The sequence below is a fragment of the Novosphingobium sp. LASN5T genome (assembly GCF_003856955.1).
Classification (GTDB): Bacteria; Pseudomonadota; Alphaproteobacteria; order Sphingomonadales; family Sphingomonadaceae; genus Novosphingobium.
Map to the genome: position 1 here is coordinate 21,040 of NZ_RQSI01000020.1, position 15,143 is coordinate 36,182.

General features: G+C 67.0%; 9 protein-coding genes. 5 read left to right on the forward strand and 4 right to left on the reverse strand.

Annotation, left to right across the window (positions count from 1 at the left end; translation table 11 throughout):
* Positions 1-17 precede the first annotated feature (17 nt).
* The 3 genes from gltB to EH199_RS14085 form a co-directional block, all read right to left on the reverse strand.
* Complete coding sequence (gene gltB, locus EH199_RS14075) at positions 18-4,658, reverse strand: glutamate synthase large subunit (RefSeq protein WP_124809933.1); 4,641 nt, start codon at positions 4,656-4,658, stop codon at positions 18-20.
* Positions 4,659-4,882: 224 nt separating this feature from the next.
* Positions 4,883-6,304, reverse strand: coding sequence for a hypothetical protein (locus EH199_RS14080; protein WP_124809934.1), 1,422 nt, complete (start codon positions 6,302-6,304; stop codon positions 4,883-4,885).
* A gap of 42 nt (positions 6,305-6,346) precedes the next feature.
* On the reverse strand, positions 6,347-7,594 hold the full coding sequence (locus EH199_RS14085) for a TIGR04063 family PEP-CTERM/XrtA system glycosyltransferase (RefSeq protein WP_124809935.1): 1,248 nt from the start codon (positions 7,592-7,594) through the stop codon (positions 6,347-6,349).
* Positions 7,595-7,758: 164 nt separating this feature from the next.
* Here EH199_RS14085 and EH199_RS14090 point away from each other — a divergent pair, with 164 nt between their 5' ends.
* From EH199_RS14090 to EH199_RS14100, 3 genes are all read left to right on the forward strand, one after another.
* Positions 7,759-9,180, forward strand: a complete 1,422-nt coding sequence (locus tag EH199_RS14090) for a putative O-glycosylation ligase, exosortase A system-associated (RefSeq protein ID WP_124809936.1) — start codon at positions 7,759-7,761, stop codon at positions 9,178-9,180.
* Positions 9,177-10,292, forward strand: coding sequence for an acyltransferase (locus EH199_RS14095; RefSeq protein ID WP_124809937.1), 1,116 nt, complete (start codon positions 9,177-9,179; stop codon positions 10,290-10,292). Before EH199_RS14090 ends, EH199_RS14095 begins: the two co-directional genes overlap by 4 nt.
* A 90-nt stretch (positions 10,293-10,382) precedes the next feature.
* Positions 10,383-10,844, forward strand: coding sequence for a MaoC family dehydratase (locus tag EH199_RS14100; RefSeq protein WP_124809938.1), 462 nt, complete (start codon positions 10,383-10,385; stop codon positions 10,842-10,844).
* Between the two features lie 52 nt (positions 10,845-10,896).
* On the opposite strand, the gene EH199_RS14105 is transcribed toward EH199_RS14100, so the two are convergent.
* A complete protein-coding gene (locus tag EH199_RS14105) occupies positions 10,897-12,153 on the reverse strand; it encodes a polyhydroxyalkanoate depolymerase (protein WP_124809939.1) in 1,257 nt (418 codons plus the stop codon).
* A 229-nt stretch (positions 12,154-12,382) separates the two neighbouring features.
* Here EH199_RS14105 and EH199_RS14110 point away from each other — a divergent pair, with 229 nt between their 5' ends.
* Positions 12,383-14,173 carry an ABC transporter transmembrane domain-containing protein gene (locus tag EH199_RS14110; RefSeq protein ID WP_124809940.1) on the forward strand — a complete coding sequence of 597 codons (1,791 nt, stop codon included), beginning with the start codon at positions 12,383-12,385 and terminating at the stop codon, positions 14,171-14,173.
* Between the two features lie 85 nt (positions 14,174-14,258).
* Positions 14,259-15,074: an undecaprenyl-diphosphate phosphatase gene (locus EH199_RS14115; protein WP_124809941.1), complete on the forward strand. Its 816-nt coding sequence runs from the start codon at positions 14,259-14,261 to the stop codon at positions 15,072-15,074.
* Positions 15,075-15,143 lie beyond the last annotated feature (69 nt).

Here is a 15,143-nt window from a genome sequence, read left to right on the forward strand (position 1 = left end):
TTCCCTGATCCCTGTTCTTATTCGGCCGCGACGTTGGCGGCGGCGAGGCGCTCGGCCTCCATCTGGCGGAGCGCGCGCGCATAGTCGCGCGGCATCACCTTGACGAAGCGCTTCACCTCGTCGGCCCAGTTGTCGAGAATCGCGCGCGCCCGCTTGCTGCCCGTGTAGAGGTGGTGGCGTTCGACCAGCACCTTCAGGCGTTCCGCATCGTGGCGGAGCATGTCGCCCATGCCGTAGTCATAGACGTCATGCCCGCGCTGCTGCGGACGACCGGCTCCGTCATCCTCGTCGCGGTCGGCTGAAACGGGGATCAGGTCCACCATCGCCGGGTTGCACAGCTTTTCGAACTGGCCATCCGGATCATAGACATAGGCGATGCCGCCCGACATGCCCGCCGCGAAATTCCGGCCGGTCCGGCCAAGCACGGCCACCACGCCACCGGTCATGTATTCGCAGCCATGGTCCCCGGTGCCCTCGACAACCGCGATCGCGCCCGAATTGCGCACGGCGAAGCGTTCGCCGGCGACGCCGTTGAAGTAGGCCTCGCCCGCGATCGCGCCATAAAGCACGGTGTTGCCGACGATGATGTTCTCGGTCGGCTCGCGATCGACATGCGCGGGCTGACGCACGATCACGCGGCCGCCCGAAAGGCCCTTGCCCACGTAGTCGTTGGCATCGCCCACCAGATCGAGCGTGACGCCGTGGGCCAGGAACGCGCCGAAGGACTGGCCGGCAACGCCCGTGAAGCTGACCTGGATCGTGTTGTCCGGCAGCCCCTTGTGGCCATACTTCCGCGCCACTTCGCCCGACAGCATCGCGCCCACCGTGCGGTTGACGTTGATCACCTTGCGTTCGAGCCGGACCGGCTCGCCCGTGTCCAGCGCGGGCGCGCTGGCGGCGATCAGATCGTTGTCGAGCGCGGCCTCGAGACCGTGGTCCTGCGTGCCGCTCCAGTTGAGCGTGGTGCCGGGCACCGGATCGACCTGGTGCAGCAGTTTCGACAGGTCGACGCCCTGCGCCTTCCAGTGCGCCACCGCCTTCTTCGTATCAAGCCGGTCGACCCGGCCGACCATTTCCGCGACGGTGCGGAAGCCCATCTCGGCCATGATCGCGCGCAGTTCTTCCGCGACGAAGAAGAAGTAGTTGATCACGTGTTCCGGCTGGCCGGTGAAGCGCGCGCGCAGCACCGGGTCCTGCGTGGCCACGCCGACCGGGCAGGTGTTGAGGTGGCACTTGCGCATCATGATGCAGCCGGCCGCGATCAGCGGCGCGGTGGCGAAGCCGAACTCGTCGGCCCCCAGCAGCGCGGCGATGGCCACGTCGCGTCCGGTACGGATGCCGCCGTCCGCCTGCACGCAGATGCGCGAACGCAGGTTGTTGAGCAGCAGCGTCTGTTGCGTTTCAGCCAGCCCGATTTCCCACGGCGACCCGGCGTGGGTCAGCGAGGTCAGCGGCGATGCGCCGGTGCCGCCTTCGTAGCCCGAGATCGTCACGTGATCCGCGCGTGCCTTGGAAACGCCCGCCGCCACGGTGCCCACGCCCACTTCGGACACGAGCTTGACCGAAATGCGCGCGCGCTGGTTGGCGTTCTTGAGATCGTGGATCAGCTGGGCGAGATCCTCGATCGAATAGATGTCGTGGTGCGGCGGCGGCGAGATCAGGCCGACGCCCGGCGTGGAGTGCCGCGTCTTGCCGATGGTCTTGTCCACCTTGTCGCCGGGCAGCTGGCCGCCTTCGCCGGGCTTCGCGCCCTGCGCCATCTTGATCTGGATGTCGTCGGCATTGACGAGGTATTCCGCCGTCACGCCGAAGCGGCCCGACGCGACCTGCTTGATCGCCGAACGCATCGAATCGCCGTTGGCCAGCGGCTTGAAGCGCGCCGGATCCTCGCCGCCTTCGCCGGTGTTCGACTTGCCGCCGATGCGGTTCATCGCCACGGCCAGCGTGGTGTGCGCTTCCCAGCTGATCGAGCCATAGCTCATCGCGCCGGTGGCGAAGCGCTTGACGATCTCGCTCGCCGGCTCGACCTCGGCAATGTCGATGGACTCGTCGGCCTTCTTCAGATCCATCAGCCCGCGGATCGTCAGCATCCGTTCGGACTGGTCGTTGATCGACTGGGCGAATTCCTTGTACTTGTCCGGAATGTTGCCGCGCACCGCGTGCTGCAGATTGGCGATGTTCGAGGCCGTCCAGGCGTGTTCCTCGCCGCGCAGGCGCAGCTGGTACATGCCGCCGACGTCCAGCATCTTGCGGTAGATCGGGTTGTCGCCATAGGCCGCCGCGTGGCGCCGCACGGTTTCCTCGGCGATCTGCTCGATGCCCACGCCCTCGATCGTCGTGGCGGTGCCGGTGAAGTACTTGTCCACGAAGGCGGAGCTGAGGCCCACCGCGTCGAAGATCTGCGCGCCGCAATAGGACTGATAGGTCGAGATGCCCATCTTGGACATGACCTTGAGGATGCCCTTGCCGATCGCCTTGATGTAGTTCTTCTGCACGTCCTTGGTGGTGAGCGGCAGCTCCTTGTCCACCCGGATCGCTTCCAGCGTCTCGAACGCCAGGTACGGGTTGATCGCTTCCGCGCCATAACCCGCCAGCACGCAGAAGTGGTGGACTTCGCGCGCTTCGCCGGTTTCGACGACAAGCCCGGTCTGCATACGCAGGCCCTGCCGGACGAGGTGGTGGTGCACCGCCGCCGTGGCGAGCAGCGCCGGCATCGGGATGCGGCTGTCGCACTGGGCGCGATCGGACAGGATCAGGATGTTCTTGTCCGCCAGCACGGCTTCGGTCGCCGCCCAGCACATTTCCTTGATCGCCAGTTCCAGCCCCTGCGCACCGGCAGCGGCATCCCAGGTGGTGTCGATCGTGGCGGTGCGGAACGCGCCGTCGAGCGCGGCCTCGACCGAGCGGATCTTGGCGATATCGTCGTTGGTCAGGATCGGCTGGTCGACTTCGAGCCGCTTGTGGCTGCCAGCGTCGCGGCCCAGCAGGTTCGGGCGCGGGCCGATCATCGAAACCAGGCTCATCACCAGTTCCTCGCGGATCGGATCGATCGGCGGGTTGGTGACCTGCGCGAAGTTCTGCTTGAAATAGTCGTAGAGCAGCCGTGAGCGGCTGGACAGCACGGCGATCGGCGTGTCCGTGCCCATCGAACCGATCGGGTCGTCGCCATAGACGGCCATCGGTTCGAGGAACTTGGTCACGTCCTCCTGCGTGTAGCCGAACGCCTGCTGGCGATCGAGCAGGCTGGTCGTCTCGACCGGCAGCGCCGCCAGTTCGGGTTCGACCACTTCAAGCTCCTTGAGCTTGTACTGCGCCGATTCCAGCCAGTCCTCGTAAGGCTCCGCCCCGGCGAGTTCGGCCTTGATCTGCTCGTCCTCGATGATCGCGCCCTTTTCCAGGTCGATCAACAACATGCGGCCGGGCTGGAGCCGCCACTTGCGCACGATGTCTTCCTCGCGGAACGGCAGCACGCCGCTTTCCGAAGCCATGCAGATCAGGTCGTCGCGGGTGATCGAGAACCGCGCGGGGCGCAGCCCGTTGCGGTCGAGCGTCGCGCCGATCTGGCGACCGTCGGTAAAGGCAACGGCGGCCGGGCCGTCCCACGGCTCCATCAGCGCGGCGTGGTATTCGTAGAAGGCGCGGCGCTTGGAATCCATCAGCGGATTGCCCGCCCAGGCCTCGGGCACCAGCATCATCACCGCGTGCGCCAGGCTGTATCCGCCCGCCAGCAGCAGTTCGAGCGCGTTGTCGAGGCTCGCGGTATCGGACTGCCCGTGCGGGATCAGCGGCCACATCTTGTCTAGATCCGGCCCCAGCAGCTCGGATTCCATCGTGCGGCGGCGCGCATTCATCCAGTTCACGTTGCCGCGAACCGTGTTGATCTCGCCATTGTGGGCGATGAAGCGGAAGGGATGCGCCAGCTTCCAGCTCGGGAAGGTGTTGGTCGAGAAGCGCTGGTGGACAAGGCCCAGCGCGGAGACGCAGTCCGGATCGCGCAGGTCGTCATAGAACGAGCCAACCTGGTTCGCCAGCAGCAGCCCCTTGTAGACGATCGTGCGCGTCGAAAAGCTCGGCATGTAGAGTTGCGTCACGCCCGGAAGCCCGTGCTTTTCGGCCATGGCGGCAAGCGGGTTCTGCGTCTGCTTGCGGATCGCCAGCAGCTTGCGCTCGAACGCGTCCTGGTCGGGCGTGCCCTCGCCGCGCTTGATGAAGCACTGGCGCACCACCGGCATCGATTCGATCACGGTCTTGCCGAGGCCGTCGAGCGTGACGGGCACGTCGCGCCAGCCGATCAGTTCCTGGCCTTCCTTGGCGATGAACTTCTCGAAGAACTCGGTCACGAAGTTCCGCGAAGGTTCGTCCTGCGGCAGGAAGCACATCGCCACGGCGTAATCGCCCTGCGCGGGCAGTTCCTTGCCCTGCGCAGCCGCCCACTTGCGGAAAAGCTGATCGGGCAACTGGATCAGGATGCCGGCGCCATCGCCCAGCAACGGGTCGGCGCCCACCGCGCCGCGATGGTCGAGATTTCGCAGAATTTCCAGCGCCTGCTCGATAATCGCGTGGCTTTTCGCCCCTTTGATATGGGCAACAAAGCCCACACCACAGGCGTCATGCTCATTACGCGGATCGTACAGGCCCTGAACCGGCGGAAATCCCATATCGAAGGTCGTCCCTACATCCAGAATTGGAAATATCGCACGAATCGCGCCGCCCCCCTTGGCGACGAAAGTTGCGCGAATATCCCCCATGACTGCAGGAAAGTTATTTTGCAACCGCGAGCGTCATTTCCCGCGCCGATCCGCGCGGGAAATACGGTTGCACCCTTCAAAACGGGCAGGATTCCGTCGAAAATGGCTACATTCAGGACCGATTGCGGACGTGGTTAGCCCTTGGCGGTCATTCTCTGGAGCGTGGCGAGGGCCGCGCGCAAGGCGCGGTCGGCCTCTTCGGGATCGCTGAACGCGGGAACGGCCCCGGCGGGCGGCGCGAAGGCCGGCGGCGCGGGTTCCGTCACAGACGATGGCATGGCCCGTCCACGGCTGGCCAACGGCGTATCGGGGCGGGCAAACGGCGGATCCACCGGCGCGTCGTCATGGCGGCGCGGCGCGGGGGACGGCATATCGACCAGCGAGGGATAGCGGTGTTCGGGCAACGGTGCCTCGCCGGGCACGATCGCCAGGAAAGGCGACGCATCCGCCTCCCCACCTGCTTCCGCGTCCTCCACGCCCTGTTCGGCCGCGTCCGCGGCGTGCGTGGCTGTACCAGGCGGCGGCGTGGCGTCGACTTCCGCCTCGGCCCGGGGATCCTGTTCCGCGTGTCGCGCCAGTTCGTCGCGCCGGACCGCGATCGCCATCGCCAGCCGCTCGATGAGCTGCACGAGACCCAGCGATTCCAGCGGCGCGGCATCCATCGCGGGCGCATCCGCGCGTGCTTCCGCCGCATCGTTGAAAATGCCGGGCGCGGGCAACGTCGGATAGGGCTGCACAAAGGGACGTTGCGTGTCGGAGGCCAGCGGTAGCCGCGCATCATCTTCGCCGGGCGGAGCCTCTAGCCCTGCCAGATCAAGGTCCGCATCGGCCGATGGCTCGTCCGCCAGCGCGGCAGGCAGCGCAAGCAGCGGCGGCGCAAACGGTCCGTCGTCGATCATCGGCGCGGCAAGGCGCGCGGGAGCGCCAACTTCGTCCGCAAGCACGTCGTCTTGCCCGGCCGTTTCGTCCGGATCCGCCGCTTCAAGCGCCGTTCGGGACAAGTCCGCACCATCGACGGGCACCTCCGCGCCCCAATCTTCCGCGATCACGGGCTGTTCAAGCTCGCCACCCGGCTCCGGGTCCTCGAGCGCCGGCACCGTCGCCAATTCCTCGCTCAGCACCAGCGGCCGGCGCGGCGGGGCATCGGGGTGCGCGTCGCGCGAGCGGATTTTCACGGCACGTTGGGATACCGCCACGGCGGGCGCTCCGGATTCCATCGCCTCGTCGCGATCGGGCGTCGCCGGCATGTCGAGCTTGACCGCCTTGCCCCTGCGCAACCGCGCGGCGATGACAAGGCCGATCAGCCCGCCGACCACGGCCAGCGCGAAAGCCACCAGCACGCGGGCGGTGAAACCCAGCGGCGGCGCTGCGGCCGGCAGGACCTTGGGCAGTCCGCTCGCCACGACCAGGCTCGCCAGCATCCGGGGCGGCACGACGAAGCTCGTCAGCCCCAGCAAGGCGGCGAACCACACCATCATCACCACCGGGAACAGGCGGTGCGCCGAAATCGAGGCGGCCTGCTTGCGTTTCGCCTGCTTGCCCTGCGGAATGGTCACGTGCGTATCGATCCGTTCAAACCTGGCAAGTGCCCCACGCCGTCAGGCGGCGACACCCGCAATTGTACCTTTCCCGGCTATCACCTTTTGGTAAACAGCTTGATAACGACGAACATTGCCGGCCCAGTCGTGCTCGCGCTCGACGAACCGCCGCGCCACCGCGCGCCGTTCCGGCCATGCGCTCCGGTCGCCCAACAGCGCGATCATTGCCTTCGCCAGTCCGGCGGGATCGTCGGCGGGAAACAGCGTGCCGGTCACCCCGTCCTCGATCAGTTCCCTGTGCCCGCCCACGTCGCTCGCGGCAACCAGTTTGCCTTGCGCCATCGCTTCCAGCGGCTTGAGCGGCGTGACAAGGTCCGTCAGCCGCATCGCCTTGCGCGGATAGCACACCACATCGGCCAGCGCGTAATAGCGGTCGACCTCGGCGTGCGGCACGCGGCCGACGAAGCGGACCGCGTCCACCGCCGGCGAGGCTTCGGCCTGCGCGCGCAGGGCATCGCCCGCCGGGCCGCCGCCGACCAGCAGCAGCCTGGCGCCCGGCACCCCCGCCACGATCGCCGGCATGGCCGCAATCAGATCGTCCAGCCCTTCATAGGGATAGAAGCTGCCGAGAAAGCCGATCACCGGCCCGTCGCCCAGCCCCAGCGCTTCGGCCAGCGCCGGATCGCGCGGCTGTGCCTGCCCGAACATGGTCAGATCCACGCCGTTGGGCATGATGGACAGGCGATCGCCCGCAACGCCCCGCGCCGCCAGATCCTCCAGCAGGCCGCGGCAGATCGTCACCACCGCATCGGCGCCGGCAACCACGCGGTTCTCGAGCTGACGGGTCAGCCAGTAGCGGGGCGAACTCTCGCGGCCGGTGCCATTGCCCACGGCGGCGTCTTCCCAGAACGCGCGGATTTCATAGACCACCGGAATGCCGAGCCGCCGCCCGGCGCGCACGGCGGCAAGGCCGCACAGCGCCGGCGAATGGGCGTGCAGCACGTCCGGCCGCCACGCGCGGGCCACCGCTTCGATCCGGCTGGCCAGAGCGACCACCTCGCGCCACTCGCGCACCCCCACGATGCCTTCGGCTTCCCCCGGCGTGCGATGGAATTCCAGCCCGTCGATCTGTTCGGGCGCGCCGTTTTCCGCCACCAGCGGCCCATCCGGCAAGCGGTGACGCTGCCCGGTGATCGCGCGCACCTCGATCCCTTGCGCCTGCTGGGCCTTGAGGATCGCGCGCGTGCGAAAGGTGTAGCCGCTGTGCAGCGGCAGGCTGTGGTCGAGAACATGCAGAACGCGGGTCATGCCCCTTTCCTGCCACGCAAGCCTTAACGCGCCGTCAACCCCGTTCCGCTAAGCCCGCGGTCCCGGCAACGATCATCGCGCGGACATGACCCTGACGCCCTCCCCCCTGTCGCACTGCCGTTTGCCGCGCCTGCCCGGGACGTTGCGCCGCCAGCGGGGCCGCCGTGCTTAACCTGTTCCTTACCGCCTTCGTGCTGGCTTTCCTGGGCGCCGGGATGCGTCGGCCGTTCCTGCTGGTGCTGGCCTATACCTATATCGACATCGTCGCGCCGCAGAAGGTAACCTGGGGTTTCCTCGCCCATATCCCGATCTCGCTGATAGCGTTCGTCTGCGCGTTCGGCGCCTGGATGGTGGCCGAAAACAAGCAGGGCATCCGCTTCTCGTTCCGCCAGTTCCTGCTCCTGCTGCTGCTGGTCTATTGCGGGCTGACCACCCGCACCGCCGACTTTCCGGTGGAAGCGGCGGAAAAGTGGGGCTGGGTGTGGAAGGCACTGGTCTTCGCGATGTTCCTGCCGCTCACCCTGCGCACGCGCCTGCGCATCGAGGCGCTGGCATTGGTGATGGTGCTGTCCATCAGCGTGATCGTGATCGGCGGCGGGATCAAGACGCTGTCCTCCGGCGGCGGCTATGGCGAACTGAAGCTGCTGGTGAACGATAACACCGGCCTTTACGAAGGCAGCACGCTGTCGATGGTGGCGGTTGCGATCATGCCGCTGATCTACTGGCTGGCGCGGTACGGCACTATCTTCAAACCGGGAAAGCTGGTCACGCTGTATGCCCTGGGGCTCGGCTTTGCCTGCCTGCTGATCCCGGTGGGCACGCAGACGCGCACCGGTCTGCTGTGCGTGCTGTTGCTGGGCGTGCTCGTGCTGCGCACCACCAAGCGGCGCTTCACCTATCTCGCGGCAGCGGGGGTACTGGCCGTGGTGGCGATGCCATTCCTGCCCAAGAGCTATACCGATCGCATGAGCACGATCGAAAATCACCAATCGGATCAGTCCGCCTCCACCCGCGTGGCGGTGTGGAAATGGACGTGGGAATTCGCCAAGCACAACCCCTTCGGCGGAGGGTTCGAAGCCTATCGCCAGAACGAGGTGAGCTACAAGACCGTCAACACCGACTATGCCGGCAAGAACAACGCCGCGCTCGAAACCAACGATATCGTGGAAAAGGGCCGCGCCTATCATTCGGCCTACTTCGAGATGCTGGGTGAGCAGGGCTATCCCGGCCTGGGCCTTTGGCTGACGCTGCACCTTCTGGGGCTGTGGCAGATGGAGCGGGTGCGCGCACGCTGGACCAAGCGGGGTGGCCCGCAGGAGAGCCTGCCCGATGCGCGATGGATCGGGCCTCTGGCCAATGCGCTGCAACAGGGGCAGTTGGTCTATATGGTCGGCGGCAGCTTCGTCGGCATCGCCTTCCAGCCCTTTATGTACATGCTGATCGGGCTGCAGATCGGCCTGCGCGCCTATGCCATGCGGATCGACCCGAGCCGGGAGACGTTCCGTCCGCTTCGGCGGGTTAACGCGCCGGCGCGCGCGGCGACACAGGGCAGTTCGGGGCAGCCCCCGCTGAGCGCCCCCAGATGAGCGAGCCCCATCTCCACGAACCGAGCGAACGCAGACCACGCCATCTCGACTCGCTGACCGGCCTGCGCGGGATAGCGGCTTGGCTGGTGGTCCTCTATCATATCCGCTTGTCGCTGGTGTCCATACTCCCCCCAGGCGTCATCGCGGTCCTGGCGCGCGGCTATCTGGCGGTGGATCTGTTCTTCGTCCTGTCCGGCTTCGTCATGTGGTACAATTATGCCGTTCCACTGGCGTCGGGTGGGCCACGCGCCGCCGCCCGTTTCCTGTGGCGAAGGATGGCGCGAATCTGGCCGTTGCACCTGTTGATACTCGGCGGCTTCGTGTTGTTCCGAGCGGCACTGAACGTTTCCGGGCGCCCCGTAGAGGGGCTACCACTGGACGAATTGCCGCTGCAGGTGCTGCTGATCCAGAACTGGGGCTTTACGCACGAACTGGCCTGGAACCACCCGGCCTGGTCGATCAGCACCGAATTCGCCGCCTATCTGATGTTTCCCGCGATTGTCGCGGCGGGCCAGCCGATCATGGGCCGCCGTCGCCTGGCGATCGCGATCGCGGCGCTGCTGCTGGCGGGAGAATATGCGCTGTTCACGCACCGGGGTCTGCGCACGCTGGGCGCGGACATCCCCACCATGGGGCTGTGGCGCTGCCTGATCGGCTTCATGCTGGGCACGCTGGCCTGCGTGATCTGGCAAGCGGCACGATCACCGCGCGCCTGGCCCTGGGCGCTGTTCGCGACGGGCTGGATCGCGCTGGGGAGCGTGGCCGGCTGGCCCGAAACCGCGATCGTCCCGCCCGCGATCGTCACCGCGATGCTGGCGCTGATTTATGATAAGGGGCCGCTGGCACGCTTTCTCGCCAGCCACGCGGCGGTGTGGCTGGGAGAGGTGAGCTATTCCACCTACCTCGCGCACGCCTTTCTGTTCCTGGTGTTCAAGCTGCTGTTCGTTGATGCCTCGCTGCAAATCGGCTGGGCGGAACTGGCGGCCTATCTCCTGCTGCTGCTGATCGCGTCGTGGGCGCTTTATCGCCTGATCGAAAAGCCGGCCCAGCGCTGGCTCAATGCGCGAACGCCGGGCTGGACCCGTCCCTTGCCCGCGTCGCCCGCCGAATAGCCCATCCGTCCTGACCGGATTGCGCCCGGTTGCACCTTTGCAAGGGTCCGTCCATGATGGCGGAACAAGAGAATGCAGGAGAGCAACGGTATGGCGAGGATCATTCCCGCGACAGAAATCAAGGCGTTGGCAGGCACGATCGTGGGCACATCGGAATGGGTCGAGGTCAGCCAGGAACGAATCAACCAGTTCGCCGAAGCGACCGGTGACTTCCAGTTCATCCACGTCGACGAGGATAAGGCCAAGCTGACGCCGTTCGGCGGCACGATCGCGCACGGCTTCCTCACGCTGTCGCTGATCCCGCTGCTGACACAGCTCAGCGATTGTCCGCGCCCCGAAGGCATCAAGATGGGCGTGAACTATGGCGGCAACCGCACCCGCTTCCTCACCCCTGTCCGTTCGGGCAAGCGCGTGCGCGGCGTGTTCAAGCTGCTGGAGATCGAGGAAAAGCGCCCCGGCCAGTGGCAGCAGTCCATGGAAATCACGGTGGAGATCGAAGGCGAGTCGAAGCCCGCCCTGATCTGCGAGTGGCTGACCCAGTTCTTCGTCTGAGAAGCGGCGTTTCGGGACGGTGCGGGAAGGCTTCTTTCCGCACCGTCTGTCTTCAGGCGACGGCCGTCAGCTTGCGGCCCTTGCCCCGGCCTTCGTGGCGCACGATCCACGCATCGACCACCGGCGCGATCTTGGTCCGCCAGCGCGATCCGTTGAAGATGCCGTAGTGCCCCGCCTCGGCGGCGAGGAGGTACTGCTTCATTTCCTCCGGCACGTTCGGCGTCACCTTGAGCGCGGCCTTGGTCTGGCCGATGCCCGAGATGTCGTCCCGCTCGCCCTCGATGCACAGGATCGCGGTGTCGTGGATCGCGCCCAGGTCGACCGCGTGCCCGCGATGGACGAATTCGCCCTTGGGCAGCGCGTGGCGCTGGAACACGACGTCCACGGTCTGCAAATAGAACTCCGCCGGCAGATCGCAGACGGCGCGGTATTCGTCATAGAATGTCTTGGTCGCCTCGGCGCCTTCGCCATCGCCCTGCACCAGGTGCTTGAACAGCGAATAGTGGCTCATCATGTGGCTGCCGAGGTTCATCGACATGAAGCTCGCAAGCTGGACGAAGCCCGGATAGACCTGCCGCCCCTCGCCCGGATAGTTCACCGGCACCGTGGTGATGACGTTGTGCTTGAACCACACATAGGGCTTGGTGATCGCGTGATCGTTCACCGCCGTGGGCGATTCGCGGGTATCGATCGGCCCGCCCATCATCGTCAGCGTCACCGGTCGGCACGGATGGTCTTTGGCCGCCATGATCGCGGTGGCGGCAAAGGCCGGCACCGAAGGCTGGCATACCGCCATCATGTGCGCGCCGGGGCCGATATATTCGAGGAAGCCGACCAGATAGTCGATGTAATCGTCCAGGTCGAAGCGCCCTTCGGCCAGCGGCACGTATTTCGCGTCGGCCCAGTCCGTTATGTAGACCACGCAGCGTTCCAGCATCCGTTCCACCGTGCCGCGCAGCAGCGTGGCGTAATGGCCGCTCATCGGCGCCACGATCAGCAGGCGCGGCGCGTCGGGCGGAAGCCCTTCGTGCGTGAACTTCTTGAGATCGCCGAACGGGCGATGGATTTCCGTCGATTCCCGGACCGCGTGGGTCGTGCCATCGACATGGATCGTGCGGATGCCGAACGCCGGCTTGCCGCGCGGGGCCGCCGCGTGGGCGAACACTTCCAGCGCCGATGCCATCATCTGGCTGGGGCCGAAGCCGCTGAACGGAAGCCGGGGATCGCCCAGCAGGTCCGCCGTCATCGACGCCATCGCGCTGCTGGCGCTGAGCAGGGAGCGCTGGATTTCATAGGCCTTGTAGAGCACGGCCGTTGTCCTTGTTCTGTTGCCCGGCAACACCGGGACTCGCTTGCCCCCAGATTGCCGCGATTCGTTGCCTTGTGCAACGCAACATTGAAGATCGCGCTACGACCGGACCAAACCGGACCCTAATCCTCGCCCCGATCGCGCGGGACGGACTGCGGAAAAAGCATTGCCACGCCTTACCGGCATGCGCCCCCTTCCTGCGCGGGCGCGCTTCGGCTAGGCGAGCGGAATGGACGAGGGAACCCAGCCTGTCGAAGCCCCGCGCCCCGCGCGCACCCTGACCCCCTTGCGCATGGTATGGCGCCAGGCGCTCGACTATCCGGGACGGGTCGCCGCCGCCGCTGCCGCGCTGCTCGTCACCGCCAGCGCCACGCTGGCGATCCCCTCCGGCCTCAAGCTGATCGTCGACAAGGGCTTCTCGCAAGGGGCGGACATCACCGAGATCGGCCGCTGGTTCCGCTATCTGCTGCTGGTCGTGCTGGTGCTGGCCGTCGGCACCGCCTGCCGGTTCTATTTCGTGTCGTGGCTGGGCGAGCGCGTGGTCGCCGACATCCGCCTGAAAGTGCAGGCCAACCTGCTGCGCCTGCCGCCCAGCTTCTTCGAAACCAACAGCCCCCGGGAAATCTCGTCGCGCATGACCTCCGACACGGCGATCATCGAACAGGTGGTCGGTACCACGGTTTCGGTGGCGCTGCGCAACGCGATCATGGCGCTGGGCGGCATGATCTACCTGTTCGTGCTGGCGCCGAAGCTGACCGGCGCGGTGATCATCGGCATCCCGCTCGTGGTCCTGCCGATCGTGTGGTTCGGCCGGCGCGTGCGCTCCGTTTCGCGGTCGAGCCAGGACCGCGTCGCCGCGATCGGCGTGATCGTGTCGGAAACGCTGGGCGCGATGAAGATCGTCCAGGCCTTCGGGCAGGAAAAGCGCGAGCTGGAGCGGTTCGGCGAGCGCGTCGAACGCACGTTTGACGTGGCCCGCCGCCGCATCATCCTGCGCGCGGTGATGACGGCGATCGTCATTCTGCTGGTGTTTGGCGGCATCGTCCTGCTCGTGTGGGAAGGCGCGGTGGGTGTGGCCGAAGGCACTATCAGCGGTGGCACGATCTTCGCGATCGTGGTGACGGCGGGCCTCGTCGCCGGCGCGCTGGGCGCGCTGACCGAGGTCTATGGCGACCTGCTGCGCGGCGCCGGCGCGGCCAGCCGCCTCAACGAACTGCTGCTGGAACAGCCCGACATCGCCCCGCCCGCGCGGCCGACCGCGCTGCCCGTGCCGCCGCGCGGCCAGCTGGCGTTCCAGAACGTCGGCTTCCGCTATCCCAGCCGCCCGGAAGTGGCGGCGCTGGAGGATTTCTCGCTGACCGTCGAACCGGGCGAAACGGTGGCGATCGTCGGGCCTTCCGGCGCGGGCAAGTCCACGCTGTTCCTGCTGGCGCAGCGGTTCTACGATCCGCAGGCGGGCACCGTGCGCATCGATGGCGTGCCGCTGCCGTCGGCCGATCCGGCCGAGATTCGCGCGCGGATGGCGCTGGTGCCGCAGGACGGCACGCTGTTCGCCGCCAGCGCGCGCGACAACCTGCGCTATGGCAACTGGGCCGCCAGCGACGAGGATATCTGGGAAGCGGCGCGCGCCGCCAACGCCGAAAGCTTCCTGCGCGCGCTGCCCGAAGGGCTCGATACCTTCCTGGGCGAGGACGGCGCGCGCCTTTCCGGCGGCCAGCGCCAGCGCATCGCCATCGCCCGCGCGGTGCTGCGCAACGCCCCGATCCTGCTGCTCGACGAAGCGACCAGCGCGCTGGACGCCGAAAGCGAACAGCTGGTGCAGGCGGCGCTGGACCGGCTGATGAAGGACCGCACCACGCTGGTCATCGCGCACCGGCTGGCGACGATCCGCGCGGCCGACCGGATCATCGTGATGGACGGCGGCAAGATCGTCGAACAGGGCAACCACGCCAGCCTGACCGCCGCCAACGGGCTCTACGCGCGGCTCGCCCGGTTGCAGTTCCAGGATGCGGCCGCCTGAACGGCACAGCCGGATGACCGATTTTTAAGGTTGCGGAACGCGGCGCGCCCTTGACACCGTGCTGCGCTGCGGCAACGCCGCGTGCATGGACAGCACGATCGTTACCGCCGTACTGCTCGGCATCGTCGAGGGGCTCACCGAGTTCCTTCCGGTCTCCTCGACAGGGCACCTCATCCTTGCCACCGAACTGTTCGGCTATGACGCCGCGCAATGGGCCATGTTCAACGTGGTGATCCAGCTGGGCGCGATCCTGGCGGTGGTCGTGCAGTACTGGCGCACGTTCTGGGCCGTCGGCATGGGCCTGCTCCGGCTGGAGCCGCTGTCGCTGCGCTTCCTGCGCAACCTGCTGGCCGCGTTCATGCCCGCCGCGGTCATCGGCCTGCTGCTCAAGCACCAGATCGAGGGTCTGCTCGGCAGCCCGCTGGTGGTGTGCTGGGCGCTGATCGTGGGCGGCATCGGCATTCTCGTGGTCGAACGCTTCGCCAAGGGCGGTGAACCGACCGGGATCGGCCAGTTGCCGCTGCGACAGGCCGTGGGCGTGGGCTTCGTGCAGTGCCTGGCCATGATCCCCGGCGTCAGCCGTTCGGGCGCGACCATCATGGGCGCGCTGGCCATGGGCATCGAGCGCCGCACCGCCGCCGAATTCAGCTTCTTCCTGGCCATCCCGACGATGCTGGGGGCGACCACGCTGGAACTGCTCGACAAGCGGCACGAACTGGCCGCCGGCACGCTGGGCGTGGGCTGGGCGGAGATCGCGGTGGGTTTCTTCGTCTCGTTCGTGGTGGCGCTGGCGGTGATCCGCTTCTTCGTCGCCTATGTCAGCCGGCACGGCTTCACGCCGTTCGCATGGTACCGCATCGTGGCGGGCGCGGCGGCGATGTTCTGGCTACTGCGCACCTGACCGCCCCACCGGTCCCCGCCCCACCGATTCTCCCAGCCGCCGATCAATCGCGCCATAACGGCGGGGTTT

Coding starts and splice junctions, on each gene's coding strand:
- gltB (WP_124809933.1), bottom strand. CDS start 4,658: ATGGGATTTCCGCCGGTTCAGGGCCTGTACGATCCGCGTAATGAGCAT.
- EH199_RS14085 (WP_124809935.1), bottom strand. CDS start 7,594: ATGACCCGCGTTCTGCATGTTCTCGACCACAGCCTGCCGCTGCACAGC.
- EH199_RS14095 (WP_124809937.1), top strand. CDS start 9,177: ATGAGCGAGCCCCATCTCCACGAACCGAGCGAACGCAGACCACGCCAT.
- EH199_RS14100 (WP_124809938.1), top strand. CDS start 10,383: ATGGCGAGGATCATTCCCGCGACAGAAATCAAGGCGTTGGCAGGCACG.
- EH199_RS14110 (WP_124809940.1), top strand. CDS start 12,383: ATGGACGAGGGAACCCAGCCTGTCGAAGCCCCGCGCCCCGCGCGCACC.
- EH199_RS14115 (WP_124809941.1), top strand. CDS start 14,259: ATGGACAGCACGATCGTTACCGCCGTACTGCTCGGCATCGTCGAGGGG.